This window comes from Streptomyces sp. A012304 (assembly GCF_026008495.1).
Taxonomy (GTDB): Bacteria; Actinomycetota; Actinomycetes; order Streptomycetales; family Streptomycetaceae; genus Streptomyces.
This window is the reverse complement of record NZ_BQUN01000111.1, coordinates 37,722-51,813: the sequence shown is the minus strand read 5'-3', so window position 1 is coordinate 51,813 and position 14,092 is coordinate 37,722. Positions and strand designations below refer to the sequence as shown.

12 protein-coding genes are annotated in these 14,092 nt (G+C 73.9%); 3 read left to right on the top strand and 9 right to left on the bottom strand.

Features of this window, described 5'->3' with window-relative positions; translation table 11 throughout:
- Positions 1-19: 19 nt before the first annotated feature.
- From ALMP_RS27950 to ALMP_RS27910, 9 genes are all read right to left on the bottom strand, one after another.
- Entirely contained in the window at positions 20-1,204 is a 1,185-nt protein-coding gene (locus tag ALMP_RS27950) for an NAD(P)/FAD-dependent oxidoreductase (protein ID WP_264933227.1), read from the bottom strand.
- 123 nt (positions 1,205-1,327) lie between these two features.
- Complete coding sequence (locus ALMP_RS27945; protein ID WP_264933225.1) at positions 1,328-2,275, bottom strand: RNA polymerase sigma-70 factor; 948 nt, start codon at positions 2,273-2,275, stop codon at positions 1,328-1,330.
- 188 nt (positions 2,276-2,463) lie between these two features.
- Positions 2,464-3,741, bottom strand: coding sequence for an MFS transporter (locus ALMP_RS27940; RefSeq protein WP_264933223.1), 1,278 nt, complete (start codon positions 3,739-3,741; stop codon positions 2,464-2,466).
- 11 nt (positions 3,742-3,752) lie between these two features.
- The gene (locus ALMP_RS27935) at positions 3,753-4,646 is read right to left on the bottom strand and encodes a dihydrodipicolinate synthase family protein (RefSeq protein ID WP_264933221.1); all 894 of its coding nucleotides are present in this window, start codon (positions 4,644-4,646) and stop codon (positions 3,753-3,755) included.
- A 62-nt stretch (positions 4,647-4,708) separates the two neighbouring features.
- Positions 4,709-6,028: an aminotransferase class I/II-fold pyridoxal phosphate-dependent enzyme gene (locus tag ALMP_RS27930; protein WP_264933219.1), complete on the bottom strand. Its 1,320-nt coding sequence runs from the start codon at positions 6,026-6,028 to the stop codon at positions 4,709-4,711.
- Between the two features lie 111 nt (positions 6,029-6,139).
- Positions 6,140-6,613, bottom strand: a complete 474-nt coding sequence (locus ALMP_RS27925) for an MSMEG_6728 family protein (RefSeq protein WP_264933217.1) — start codon at positions 6,611-6,613, stop codon at positions 6,140-6,142.
- Between the two features lie 145 nt (positions 6,614-6,758).
- Positions 6,759-7,748, bottom strand: a complete 990-nt coding sequence (locus ALMP_RS27920) for an MBL fold metallo-hydrolase (RefSeq protein WP_264933215.1) — start codon at positions 7,746-7,748, stop codon at positions 6,759-6,761.
- Positions 7,749-7,865: 117 nt separating this feature from the next.
- Positions 7,866-8,606: a hypothetical protein gene (locus tag ALMP_RS27915; protein WP_264933213.1), complete on the bottom strand. Its 741-nt coding sequence runs from the start codon at positions 8,604-8,606 to the stop codon at positions 7,866-7,868.
- Between the two features lie 137 nt (positions 8,607-8,743).
- The gene (locus ALMP_RS27910; protein WP_264933211.1) at positions 8,744-9,712 is read right to left on the bottom strand and encodes a LysR family transcriptional regulator; all 969 of its coding nucleotides are present in this window, start codon (positions 9,710-9,712) and stop codon (positions 8,744-8,746) included.
- Positions 9,713-9,756: 44 nt separating this feature from the next.
- Here ALMP_RS27910 and ALMP_RS27905 point away from each other — a divergent pair, with 44 nt between their 5' ends.
- The 3 genes from ALMP_RS27905 (at position 9,757) to ALMP_RS27895 (ending at position 14,090) form a co-directional block, all read left to right on the top strand.
- Entirely contained in the window at positions 9,757-10,683 is a 927-nt protein-coding gene (locus ALMP_RS27905; protein ID WP_264933209.1) for a serine hydrolase, read from the top strand.
- An 83-nt stretch (positions 10,684-10,766) separates the two neighbouring features.
- On the top strand, positions 10,767-11,798 hold the full coding sequence (locus tag ALMP_RS27900; protein ID WP_264933207.1) for an MBL fold metallo-hydrolase: 1,032 nt from the start codon (positions 10,767-10,769) through the stop codon (positions 11,796-11,798).
- A 90-nt stretch (positions 11,799-11,888) separates the two neighbouring features.
- On the top strand, positions 11,889-14,090 hold the full coding sequence (locus tag ALMP_RS27895) for an MMPL family transporter (RefSeq protein WP_264933205.1): 2,202 nt from the start codon (positions 11,889-11,891) through the stop codon (positions 14,088-14,090).
- Positions 14,091-14,092: the final 2 nt, after the last annotated feature.

Genomic DNA, 14,092 nt, shown 5'->3' with positions numbered 1-14,092 from the left:
CCCGCTTCACATGGGTCGGTCAGGCTGACATCCTGGCCTCGGGGGCGGGCCGGCGTACGACGTGGCGGCGGCGGGTCGGCAGGAGCAGCGGGTTGGCGACGCCCCAGGCCGCGCCCTTGCAGATCAGTTCCTTGTAGGCGGCGGCGAGCCGTCCGGTGAGGGCGGCGCGGACGGCGCGGTCGTCGGCGGTGACGTACTGGATCAGGCCGTCCCTGCGGCCCAGCGAGATGCACTGGTTGAAGTAGCGGAGCGGCACGTTCGGCAGCTTTCCGGCGGTCAGGCGGGCCGCGATGGCGTCGGCGGCCTGCCACGCGGCGGGAACGCCCGAGGCGCAGGACATCCGCAGCGGCTTGTCGCCGGGGCCCTTCACCATGGCCGCGTCACCGACGGCGTACACCTCCGGGTGCGACACCGAGCGCATGGTCCGGTCGACGACGATCTGGCCGCTGTCGGTGACCTCCAGGGTGGTGGCCCGCGCGATCGGGTGGACGGCGAACCCGGTGGTCCACACGGTGACCGCGGCGGGGATCGTGCCGCCTTCGGCGGTGATGACGCGGTCGGCCTCGACCGCGGTGACGGCGGCGTGCTCGTGGACGGTGATGCCGAGGGTGTCGAAGACCTTCCGCAGGTGCCGGCGGCCCTTGTCCGAGAGCCAGTCGCCGAGGGCGCCGCGGGCGGCGAGGGCCACGTCGAGGTCCGGGCGGGTTTCGGCGATCTCCGTCGCGGCCTCCAGGCCGGTGAGGCCGCCGCCGACCACGACCACGGGCTGTCCGGCCTCCAGGCGGGCCAGGCGCTCGCGCAGCCGCAGCGCTCCGGGGCGGCCGGCGATCTCGTGGGCGTGCTCGGCGGTGCCCGGGACACCCTGGTCGTTCCAGCCGCTGCCGAGGGCGTACACGAGGGTGTCGTACTCCAGTTCCTCGGCGCCGTCGGCGTCGCGGACGGAGACGGTCCGGCGGTCGACGTCGACGGCGGTGACCTTCGCGAGCCTCAGTGCGACGCCGGTGCCCGCGAACATCTCGCTGAAGGGCCGGGGCCTGAGGTCCTGGCCGACGGCGAGCTGGTGCAGCCGGACCCGCTCCACGAAGTCGGGATCGGCGTTGACGAGGGTGATGGTGACGTCCTCGCGGTGCAGCCGCTTCGCGAGGCGCCCGGCGGCGACGGCTCCGGTGTATCCAGCTCCGAGGACGATGATGCGGTGCTGCATTTCGCTGCTCCTGTCTGCGCGGGTCCGCCTTAGGTGGTGCGCTGTTCCGCCCCTTGAACCGGGCGGACCCTCGTTTCCTGACAGGAATCCGGTGTGAAGCAGATCACATCTGGTGGGGCTCGTTCAGAAGGCGCCGTGGAGCAGGGGGGCGCCGTGGTCGGCGGACGCCCAGTGCCGGGTCGCCCGTTCGAGCTTGTCGGGGTTGACCTGGCTGCGGACGGCGGTGATGCCCTCGGCGGTGACCTCCAGGCACATGACGCCGACGATCCGGCCGTCGACGACCACCACCACGGCCGGCTCGCCGTTGGCGGTCGTGGCGTACACGTCGGGCGAGCCGCCGATCAGCGCGCGCTTGGCCTTGCCCGGTTTGAACAGGCCCCGCAGGAACGTCGCGACCGCGAGGGCGCCCTCGAACGCCTTGGCGCGGGCCGGGACCTTCCCGCCGCCGTCACCGATCGAGATGGCGTCCTGGGTGAGCAGCTGCACGAGCGGCTCGGTCCGGCCGCTGGTGGCGGCCGCGAGGAACTCCTCGACGACCCGCCGGGCGGCGGCCTCGTCGATCTCGGTGCGGGCCCTGCCGTCCGCGACGTGCTTCTTGGCGCGGTGCAGGATCTGCTGGCTGGCGGCCTCGGTGATGCCGAGGATCTCGGCGATCTCCCGGTGCGGGTAGTCGAAGGCCTCCCGCAGGACGTACACCGCCCGCTCGTTGGGGGACAGCCGCTCCAGCAGGACGAGGACGGCGTACGAGACCGATTCGCGCTGTTCGGCGGTGTCGGCCGGGCCGAGCATCGGGTCGCCGGCGAGCAGCGGCTCCGGCAGCCATTGGCCCACATAGGTCTCGCGCCGCGCGCGGGCGGAGGAGAGCTGGTTGAGGCACAGGTTGGTGAGGACCTTCGTCAGCCAGGCCTCGGGCACCTCGATGTGGTCGAGGTCGGCGGCCTGCCAGCGCAGGAACGTCTCCTGCACGGCGTCCTCGGCCTCGCCGGCGGAGCCGAGGAGGCGGTAGGCGATGGCCTCCAGGCGGGGCCTGGAGGCCTCGAAGCGGTCCAGGTCGTTCATGGTCAGGGCCATGGCCCGGATCCTAGCTCTCGCCGCGCGCCACGGCCGCCGCATTCCGCTTCCGCCTCGGGCGGTGACCCGGGGATCCGCCGGACCCACGCAGTGCACGGCGGTCGGTTCTCGGTGCGGGGTGAGCAGGGCCCGCAGCTCCTCGGCGGCGGCGCGGCCGCCCAGACCGGTGGCGGTGGACCAGGGCCTTCTCAGGGGCGGTCGCCGGGCGCCCGTGCGGCACCCGTCAGGCTCCCGGCCGCCCGTTCCTCGAGCGTCGCCGCCAGGACGGCCGCCGTGATCGCGGCGATGCCGAGGAGGAGGGGCAGACGTGCGTCGAGGCCGGTGAGGGAGCCGGCGAGGGCGGTGCCCGCGGACCCCGACGTGATCTTCAGGGCCGCCACCCAGATGAAGACCTGGGCGCGGGCCGTGGCGGGCGCGTACTCGGTGCGGGCGGCGAGGGTGGCGGCGAAGAAGAGGGCGTTGAGGGCGCCCGTCAGCGCGTACGCCGCCACGGACAGGGCGAAGACGTGACTCGCGGCGACCGTGCCGAGTCCGGCGACGACCCCGAGGGCGAGGCGGCGCATGAGGCGGTCGGGGTCACCGGTGGGCGGGAAGACCATGACGGCCGCGGAGCCGGCCAGGTTGCCCAGTCCGTAGGCGGCGGTCAGCACCGCGGCGGTGGAGGCGTCGATGCCCAGCGTCCGCGTCATGTGCACCGCGGTGATCGGCAGCGCGGCGACGGCGAGCGCGACGATCATGGTCAGGTAGACGGTGCGCCGCAGACGGCCGGTGCGGACCACGAGCGCCAGCGTGGGCCCCGGCTTGGGGATCGCCGCCCGGTCCCCGCCGTGGGCCGCGGGCACGTGGGGCAGCAGGAGCACACACCCCGCCGCGACACCGGCGCCGCCCGCGAGCGCGAGGGCGGCGGCGCCGGGCGAGGCCCAGCCCGACAGGGCCGCCACCAGGGACGGGCCCACGGTGCCGCCGATACCGTACGTGGCCACGTCCCAGCCCTGTGCCCGGCGCAGGCTGCGCGGTCGTGGTCCGACGAGGGCGGGCAGCCGGCTGCTGATGCCGCCGGTCAGCAGGGGCCCGCAGGTGCCGGCGACGGCCAGCAGCAACCCCGTCAGCGGGGCGGGCGTCCGGGCGTACGTCAGGACGCCCGCGGTCAGCGCGGTGGCGTACAGCAGACAGGCCGCCGCGATGACCTTGCGGCCATCGTGCGCGAGGTCCAGCGGGCGGGCGACGAAGGGGCCGAGGAGATGCGGTGCGGTGACGCACGCGGCCAGCGCACCCGCGAGCGCGCCCGAGCCGCCCGACGAGGTGACGAGCAGGACGACGGCGACGACCGCTCCCCCGTCGGCGGTGCGGGCCAGGGCCGCGGCGACGACGTAGCGCACCAGGCCACCCACGCCGCCCTGGCCGTCGGGCGGCGAGGGCGGCCCGCTCGCCGCGTGGGTCGCGGACGCGATCCGTTGTCGGTTCATGGCGCGCGCGTTCAGGCGGTGAGCCCGAGGGCGTCCAGCACGGCGACGACGTCCCGACGCGCGCCCTCGTCGAGTCCGCGCAGGGGCCGAGGCAGGTTCGGCTCCCCCGCCAGGCCGAGGTGGGACGCGGCGGCGGACACGACGCGCAGGCTGCCGTGGCGGCGGAACAGCTCCCACAGCGGCTCGAGCGCGTCGGACAGGTCCGTGGCCCGGCCCGCGTCACCGGCCTGCGCGGCGCGGGTGAGGGCGAGAGCGGTGCGCGGGAACATGCCGCCGACGACCGAGTACCAGACGTCGCACCCGGCGGTCAGACCCCGGGCGGCCGTCCAGTCGCCGCTCACCCCGACGGTGACCGTCCCGGGGACCAGCGCCCGCAGCGCGTCGACGCGGGCCCGGGCCCCGGCCGGGTCGTCGGGCACACCGGGGATCTTGATCGAGCCGACGTTCGGCAGCCGGGCGATCCGGCCGTGCAGTTCGTCGGTGAAGCGCACCCGTGTGGTGGCGGGGTTGTCGTAGACGCACAGCGGTACGGACAGCTCGCGGGTGACGTCCTCGTACAGCCCGAACACCTCGTCGTCGGTGAGCGGCTGATACGTCATCGGGGCGAGCAGCACCGCGGCGGCGCCGGCCTTCTGCGCGTCCTCGGCCAGCGCCAGGACGTGCGAGGTGCGCAGCGCGCCGATGCCGACCATGACGGGCACGCCGTCGGCGGCCTCGACCGCGATCCGCACGGCGTGCGCGCGCTGCTCGCGGGTGAGGTAGGCGTAGCCGCCGGTGGAGCCGAGCGCGCCGATGGAGTCCACGCCGGCGGCCGCGAGGCGGGCGACGAGCGCGGCGTACGCCGTCTCGTCGACGCCGTGCTCGTCGGTGGGGGTGAGGGGGAAGGCGCTGAGACCACGGAACATGACGGCTCCTCAAGAGGCTGCAAGGTGCTTCATTGCTTCTTCGGGCGGGAGAGGGGGGCCGGTCAGCCGCTCGCCGCGCGCAGTTCCGCCACGACCGCGGCGAGTTCGGCGGCGAACGCCTCGGCCTGCGGTGCGGTGAGGGTGGAGCTGGTGACCCGGATGGCGCCCAGGTGGGTGGACGGGTCGCGGACGAAGAGGTGGCCGGGCCGCACCGCCCAGCCCCGCCGGGCGAGGTTCTCGACCACCGACCGGGCGTCGACGTCGAGTTCGACCCATACGTTCAGCCCGTCGGGCCGGTCGGGCACCTCGATGCCGTGGGCGTGCAGCCGTTCGACGAGCAGGCCGCTGCGGTGTGCGTAGGCCGCGCGGGCCCGTTCGTGGAGTTCATGGACGCCCGGGTCGAGGAGCATTTCGCGGGCCGTGTGCTGGAGCAGCCGGCTGACCCAGGTGGTGCCGGCGCTCAACCGCGCCTCCAGGCGTGCGGTGGTCTCCGCGTCGGCGGCGACGAGGGCGAGGCGCAGGTCCGGGCCGAGGAACTTGGACAGGGACCGCACCAGCGCCCAGCGCGCGGTGGCCGCAGGGGTGATCCGGTGGTACGGCCGTGCCGAGACCGCCGAGAAGTGGTCGTCCTCGATCACCAGGACCTGGGGGTGGTCGGCGAGGATCGCGCGCAGATCGGCCGCGCGCTGCGCGGTGAGGCTCGCACCGGTCGGGTTGTGGGCGCGGGGTGTGCAGACGACCGCGCGGGCACCGGCCTCCAGGGCGTCCCGCAGGGCGTCGGGCCGCATGCCGGCGCCGTCCACCGGGACCGGGGCCGACCGGTAGCCGTTCAGCCGCAGCGTGCCGATGCTCGCCAGGAAGCAGGGGTCCTCCAGGGCCACCAGGTCGCCGCGGGCGAGGTGGGCGTTCAGGATGCGTTCGGTGGCGTCGACCGCTCCGTGCGCCACCAGTGTGCGGAACGGCTGCTCGATGTCCTCGGCGAAGTCGGCGGAGGCCCACTCGGCCAGCCCCGCGTCGACGGCGGGCGCGCCGTACAGGGGTGGGCGGTAGTCCCCCCGGCGGGCCGCGGCCAGGATGTCGGGCAGCAGCTCCGGGTCGGGGTTGCCGCCGGCCAGGTCGACGGCGTCGCCGCTGACGCCGGACCCCTCGCGGGCGAGCTGCGGCACCGCCGCGATCACCGTGCCGCCGCGGCCCCGTGTCTCGGCCACCCCGGCCTCGACGAGCCGCCGGTACGCGAGGGCGACCGTGTTCCGGTTGACTCCCAGCTCGGCGGCGAGCGCCCGCACGGGCGGCAGCACCGTCCGCGGCGCCAGCTCACCCGCGGCGACCTGGTCGCGCACACTGCTCGCGATCTCCGCCGCGGTCGTTCCGCTGATCCGCACCTCACCACCTCCGGCACCCACCCTACACTTTGTCCTATGCCAAAGTCGGGGGTTTTGCCGGGCCGTCGGCCGACTCGGATCCCCGGCCGGTGCGCCGCGGGGCGAGGAACGTCAGGAGGGCGAAGGACGGTCCGAGGGCGGCCAGACGTACGGCAGGTCGTCCGGGACGCCGGGGAAGAGCGGGGCGTAGGTCGTCGGGTCCTTGCGGACCAGTGCCGAGCGGTGGCTGCGGTGGAAGGCTTCCTCGCCGAGCCAGGGCGGCAGTTCCCCGGCGGCCGCCAGCAGCGGCTGGTCACGCAGCGGTGTGTGGGGGCGGAACGCTTCGAGGTCGGCGACGAGGGTGGCCGCGCAGCTGTCCTGGTGCCCCTGTTCACGCCACACCCGGCAGACCTCCAGACCGTACCGGACCAGCGCCTCCTCGTATCCCGCCCACATCCGTACGGCCGGATGCCGGCGCCATCCGTACCCCGGCCGGGTGAGGCCGCGCAGCACCTGCAAGGCCTCGACCCGCTGCTTGCCGAGTCGGCGTCGGTCCAGGACCGACGCCGACTCCCGGAAATCGGGGTAGGGCAGGAACGTCTGCATGGCGCCACTTCACCGCCGAACGGTTCCTCGAGCGTCGAGTACCGCGCGTCGTACGGGTTCCTCAACCGCCGGGTACCCGCGTCGTACGGGTTCCTCAGCGCCGCATACCCGCGTCGTACGGGATTCCTCAGCGCCGGGTGCCCGCTCAGCCCCGCCCCTCATCCGCTTCGGCGTCGGCGAGCCGTCCGCGCAGCATGGAGTCCAGTACCGCCATGTAGCGCTGCGCCCGCGGTCGGCCGAGGACGAAGGGGTTCGGTCCGTCCGGGTCGGCGCGGAGCTGCTCGGCGCGCTGGAGGCCGTGGTCGTTGGGGTGGTTGGACAGCTCCACGTCCACCTTCGCCTGTCGCATCCGCGCGCTGAAGGACTGGATGGACGCCAGGTAGGCGCGCAGTTCCGCGGGCGTGGCGGGCGGGTTGGTGCCGCCCCACAGCATGGCCGTGTGCCGCTCGCGGCCCGCCCGCACCGGGATGACCGGCGAGACGGTGCCCGGTGTGTGGCCGGGAGTGTGGTGCAGCTGGATGGTCGTGCCGCCGAGGGTGAGCGGTTGCCCGTCCGCGATGTCCAGGTCCCGGGCGGGGGCGTCGGCCGGCCCGGTGCGGGCGACCAGGTCCCAGTCCGCCGGGGACATCAGCACCCGCGCCCCGTGGGCTTCGGCGAGGTACCGCGCGCCTCCGAAGTGGTCCGCGTGGCCGTGGGTGACGACGACGTATTTGATCGTCTCCGGATCGGCGCCCACCTCCCGCAGCCCGGGGACGAGGACGTTCTCGGCCTCCGCGGCGGAGGTGAGCGCGTCGATCAGGACGATCCCGTCGTCGGTCAGCACCGCCATCGCGGAGACCCAGCCGACACTGATCATGACGAGGTCGTCGAAGAGCCTGATCGGCGCCGGCGCGGCCGGGCGGGGGAACTCGAAGCCGGGGGTCAGCGACCGCACCAGGGCGGTGAGGACCGGGTCGTTCCCGGCGAGCCTGCGGGCACGGTCGTAGTGCGCCTGCCCGCCCGCTCCGGCCGCCACCGCCGACGGGGCGGGACCCGCCGTGGCGACACCGGCGACGAGGCCTGCTGCGGCGATCCGGCCCAGACGACGCCTGGTGAGATCGCCGGTCGGGTGGCCGTGGCAGGGTAACGAGGTCATCGTGATCCTCCTGATGGTCGGGGTGCGAAGAAGTCCATGACCGTCTCGGTCACGTCCAGTGCGGTGCTCCGGGGCAGGAAGCGGCGGTGGCCGTCGCGGTGGAAGCGGCGAAGTCGTTCAACGCGCCGGCTCCTCACGTCCGGTCCCGGGCCGCCCCGCCCTGCGCACCTGGTGGACGGCGGCCCCCGCGAACACCACCGACGCGGCGCCGCTGAGGAGTACACCGGTCCCCGAGATGCGGAGCAGGTCCGTCTCGCCGTCGGGGTACGTGCAGGTGATGGACGGCGGGAAGACGGTTCTGTCGATGTCCAGGACCTCGATGTGGATCAGCTTCGTCTCCGGGGGGATCGTCTTGGCCCTCACGCACTCGTCGTGGAGATCGGTGCGGGACAGTTCCAGCACGGGGTCGACCCCGACCACCCAGAACGCGGCGCACAGGAGCGGTGACCAGATGGCTCCGGCCCGTACCTCGGAGGACACCCGCGACTGCCTGCGCAGCAGGAGCACGGACAGGGCCCCGACCGCCACGGCGACACCCGCCCACATGATCCACGCGCTCGGGGCGGTGCGGCGCATCGGCCCGTGCCCGTCGGTCGTCTCGCAGGCGACCTCGGGCGGGAAGGCGTCCACGGTCACGCTGACCAGCGGAAAGTCGTTGTCGAGGGTCGTCGAGCCGCACACCGCCGTCGGATCGGTGAAGGCGAACCCGTACGCCACGGCGCCCGCGTAGCCGATCGCCGCCGCGTAGAGGCCGATCACCGCCCAGCGGGCCGGCCGGGACGGATCGCGGCTGAGCACCCACACCCGGTACGGAATGATCCCGGCCGGCAGCAGGAAGAGAGTGATCAGCTGTGTCAAGAATCCCAGCACGGTTCGGCCCCCGCCGCTCACGCTCGTCGACGCGGCCGCAGTCATCCGTGCGGTCGCGGTTCCCCGGGGTAAGGACGATCAAGTGGCAGTGAGCGGTTGCTTCCGTTCGGCCTCCCCGCCAGTGCCTAGCCGTACACCACCGACCACGGGCGCGGCGGGTCGTCCGTCGGGCCGGGGTCGCCCGCGCGCCGCGATGTCGCGGTGTGGTCGCGGGCCAGGACCTCGGCCGCGAGTTCCGCGAAGCGGCGGGCGGCCGGGTGGGCGCCTCGGCCGGCGGGCCAGGCGCCGCCGACGCGCAGGGTGAGGGGGCGGCCGGCCAGGGGCCGCCAGGCGACGCGCGGCTCCTTGCGGGCCACCGGCCCCTGGTCGAAGGCCACCCCGTGACCCGCCGTCACCAGCGCGAGCAGGAACTCGGGGTTGGACGCGTGACGCAGGCGGCCGGGGACGAAACCCTCGGCGCGGCACACCTCAAGGATCCGGTCGTACCAGCCGGGCGCGTGCGCGCGGGGGAAGAGCACCAGGTCGTGGCCGGACAGCTCGCCGAGCGTCACCTCCGACAGCCGGGCCGGCGCCGAGGTGCGCGGCAGGACGACACCGAGGTCCAGTGAGACGGCGGGGCCGAGCCGCAGTTCGGTGGCGTCGACGGGGTGGTGCACCAGTCCGACGTCCAGGCCGCCGGAGGCCAGCAGCCGCAGCTGCTCCTCGGTGGTGACCTCCTGGAGGTCGACGGTGAGCCCCGGAGCGTGCTCGGCGCAGGCGGAGAGCAGCGCGGACAGCACGGCGGCCGTGGTGTCGGGCGGTACGCCCGCGCGGAGGGCGCCGAGGCCACCGTCGCCGGCGCGGCGGGCCAGGGTGCGCAGCCGTTCCTCCCGGGCGAGGAGGTCGTGGGCCTCCTCCAGCAGCACCGCCCCGGCGGCACTCAACCGGACGCCGCGCTGTGAGCGGTCGAACAGCTCCGCGCCCAGCTCCTTCTCCAGTCTGCGGATCGCCTGGCTGAGCGGTGGCTGGGCCATGCCCAGCCGTTCGGCTGCCCGGCTGAAGTGCAACTCGTCGGCTACGGTGACGAAAAGACGCAGGTGGCGTAGGAGATCCACGACCAGGGATCGTACGTGACGACCGCCGCGAGGGGGGCGGAACGGTGATCGACGAACAGATCCGGCGGGTGTTCGCCGGGGCGGGCGCCGAGGGACAGCTGCACGCGCTGCCCGTCCACGCGCGCACCACGGCCGGTGCGGGGCCGGGGGCCCGCGAGGTCGCCGTGGGCGCCGACGAGCCGGTCGTGATCGCCTCGATCTTCAAGGTGCTGCTGGTGCTGGAGTTCGCCCGGCAGGTCGTCGCCGGTCAGCTCGACCCGCGCGAGCGGGTCCGGGTCACCGCGGCCGACCGGCTCGGTGGCTGGGGGACCGCCGGCTGTCTCGACGACGTCGAGCTGTCGCTGCGCGACCTGGCCCACTTCGCGATGTCGGTCAGCGACAACTCGGCGGCCGACCTGCTGCTGGCCCGCGTCGGCCTGGACACCGTACGGCTGCTCGCGGCGGAACTCGGCCTGGAGCGGACCCGGATCGTGGGCGGGCCGCGGGACCTGCTGGAGTCCATGCTCGCGGAGGTCGGGGCGCGCGACGAGCGGGAGTTCGCCGTCCGCTACCCGGCCCTGCCGGACGACCGCAAGAGACGGCTCGCCGTGCTGGATCCGCGCCACACCACGGCGAGCACACCCCGTGAGATCACCCGGCTGCTCGGGCTGATCTGGAGCGATACGGCCGGGCCGCCGCAGGCCTGCGCGTTCGTGCGGGACTTGATGGGCCGCCAGGTATTCCGGCACCGGCTGGTGTCGGGTTTCCCGGACGACGTCACGGTCGCCGCCAAGACCGGAACCCTGCCGGGGCTGCACATGGAGGCGGGCGTCGCCCGCTACCCCGACGGCGCCTGCTACGCGATCGCCGTCTTCGCCCGCACCCACGACCTGACCGCCTCCCGGGCCACGGTGGACGCCGCGATCGGCAGGGCCGCCGGGATCGCGGCCGATTTCCTCCGCGCCGGCGAGGGCGACGGAGACGGCCGGTGACCGGGTCGTATATGCGTTTCCCTATGGAGGGTGCCGCAGTCCGGTCTTGGACAGCCGGGTCGGCGCGCTGATCTGCTGACGGCATGCCTCAGGACAGACATGCCCCGGACGGACGACCCGTGCCCTCCGGACGCCGCCTCGACCGTCGTACGGTGCTGCGCGGGGCCGCGCTCGGCGCCGCCGCCCCGCTGGTCCCGGCCACGGCCGCCACCGCCTCCGCCGCTGCCCCGGGCCGGCGTGGCCCCGCCGCCGACGCGGTGTCGTTGCGCTGGCTCGGCACCGCCGGCTGGCGCATCGACGTCGGCGACCGGACCGTACTGTTCGATCCGTACCTCACCCGCTTCAGCACCGGCCTGTACGAGGGCGCCTTCGACCCCCGCACCCCGCTGCGGAGCCGGCCGTCGGTCGTGGACGCGCACATCGGGCGCCCCGAACTCGTACTGGTGAGCCACTCCCACTGGGACCATCTCGCCGACGTGCCGCACATCGCAAAAACCACCGGCGCCCGGGTCGTCGGCACCGAGACGACCTTTCACCTGCTGGTCTCCCTCGGGGTGGACGCGGGACAGATCTCCGTGGTGAAGGGCGGCGAGGTGCTGGACCTCGGCGGGATCGTCGTCGAGGCCGTGCCGAGCCTGCACAGCCGCAACAAGAAGTGCGCCTACTTCGCCCCGGGCACGCTGCACGCCCCTCCCGCGACCGCCCCGCGCACCATCTCCGACCTGCCGGAGGGCGACACCCTCGCCTTCCAGGTGACGGCCGGGGACGGCGGGCCCTCGGCGTTCCTCATGGGGGCCAGCGACTTCTCCGAGCGTGCGGTACGGGGCCTGCGGCCCGACCTGGCGATGGTCGCCGTGCCGTCCAGTACGGCCACCCACCGCTATGTGCCCCGTCTGCTGCGCGCGCTGGACTCCCCCGGTGTCGTCGTCCCCGTCCACTGGGACAACTTCGAGGTGCCGCTGGCCGGTTCGCCGGTCCGCGACCCGGCGATGGACCTGGACGGGTTCCTCGCCCAGGTCGGGAAGGCCGCTCCGGCGGCACGTGTCGTCGTCCCGGACTACCGGACCGTGTACGACGGCGCCATGCGCCCCGTGCGCGGCTGGACCGGCGGCTAACCCCCGGCCCGGTGTCCACCGATCGGTGGACACCAGGTTCAACCGAGCACCTCTGTCCCCCAAATGCCCTGCCCGGACAGGCTTTTGGGCATGAAAACACTCTCTGTGCGCATGGCGCGCTGGAGCGCGCGGCACCCCTGGCGGGCGATCGTCGGCTGGCTGGTGTTCGTGGCGCTGTGTCTGGGTGCCGGCAGCGCGGTCGGTACGAACAGCGCGAAGACGGCGGACTACCGGGTCGGTGAGGCCGGCCGCGCCGAGGCCCTGGCCGCCGAGGCACATCTGGAGCGCAGACCCACCGAGCAGGTGTTGATCTCCGCCAGGTCGGGCGCTCTGGACCCGGCCGCCGCCGGGGCCGCCGCGACGGACCTCACCGCCCGGATGAAGCGGCTGCCCGACGTCGCGGGCGTGGCCGCCCCGCTGTTCTCCGCCGACCGTACGGTCCTCATGGTCGAAGTGGCGATCAAGGGTGAGGAACGGGACGCGAAGGACAAGGTCGACGCGCTCCTGGAACAGACCGAGGCGGTGCAGAAGAGCCATCCCGGCCTGCTGCTCCAGGAGACCGGAAGTCCCTCCGTCAGCAAGGGTGTCGACAAGCAGCGCGGCGACGACCTGGCACTGTCCGAGGCGATCACCCTTCCGGTCACGCTGATCACGCTGCTGGTGGTGTTCGGGTCGGTGACGATGGCCGGTGTGCCGCTGCTGCTGGCGCTGTCGTCGATCGCGGCGGCGATCGGGCTCTCCATGGTCGTCTCGCACCTCTCCCCCGACACCGGGGTCGGCACGAACGTCATCCTGATGATCGGCCTCGCGGTCGGGGTGGACTACACGCTGTTCTACCTCAAGCGCGAACGGGAGGAGCGGGCCCGCTCGGGCGGCCGGCTCGACCCGGCCGCGCTGGTGGAGCTGGCGGCGGCGACCTCGGGGCGGGCGGTCGTGGTCTCCGGGCTCGCGGTCGTCGCCTCCACCGCGACGCTGTATCTGGCCTCCGACGTGATCTTCTCCTCGCTCGCGACCGGCACCATCGTGGTCGTCCTGGTCGCGGTGGCCAGTTCCCTGACGGCGTTGCCCGCGCTCCTCGTCCAGCTCGGGAAGCGGGCGGACCGCAGGGCACAGCGGCGGGAGCGGCGGGGCAAGCCCGCCCGCCGGGTGCGCGCGGAGGGAGGCGGCGGCCGGATATGGGGGGCGCTGCTGCGGCCCGCCGCCCGGCACCCGCTGGCCACCCTGGGCGTCTCGGTCCTCGCCCTGCTCGCCCTCGTCGTCCCCCTGGCCGGGCTGAAGACCACCGAGATGAGCCGGGACACGCACTCCCGTGACATCCCCGCGATGCGGGTGTACGACCGGCTCAACGAGGCGTTCCCCGAGCTGCGGGTGACCCACCAGGTCGTCGTACGCGCCGACGTCTCCAAGAGCGCGGAGGTCACCTCGGCGCTGCGCGAGGTGGCCCGGCGCACCGCCGCCGACCCGCTGTTCACCGACACCTCACGGATCCGGACCTCGGCCGACCGCCGGACCAGCGTCCTGGAGGTGAAGGTGCCGTACCTCGGCAACTCCGAGCAGGCGTACGACTCCCTGGACCGGCTGCGCGACGACCATCTGCCCGCCACCGTGGCCCGGATCGACGGCGCCGAGTTCGGGGTGAGCGGCGACGTCGCCCGCTACGCCGACTATCCGGCCCATCAGAACGGCAAACTCCCGCTGGTCCTCGGCGCGTTGCTGCTGGTGACGTTCGCGATGACCGTGTACGCCTTCCGCTCGGTGGTGCTGGGCCTGCTCGGCGTCGCGCTGAACGTGCTGTCCGCCGCGGCGGCGCTCGGGCTGCTCGTCCTGGTCTTCCAGGGCACCTGGGCCGAGGGGCTGCTGGACTTCGACTCCACGGGGTCCATCGGGTCGCGGGTGCCGCTGTTCCTCTTCGTCATCCTCTTCGGGCTGTCGATGGACTACCAGGTGTTCGTGGTGAGCCGGATCAGGGAGGCGGTCGCCGCCGGCGTCCCCACCCGGCAGGCGGTGCTCGACGGGATCCGCACCTCGGCGAGCGTGGTGACCAGCGCCGCGGTCGTGATGACGACCGTCTTCGCCAGCTTCGTCTTCCTGCACATCATCGAGATGAAGCAGATCGGGTTCGTGCTGGCGGCGGCCGTGCTGATCGACGCGTTCGTCGTCCGGGTGCTGGTGCTGCCGGCGGCGATGCTGCTGCTGAACGAGGCCACCTGGTGGCCCTCGCGCCCCGCGCGGCAGGCGGCTGCCGTCCCCGGGAAATCGGCCCCCGCACGCTCGGCGGTCGACGTACGTTGATC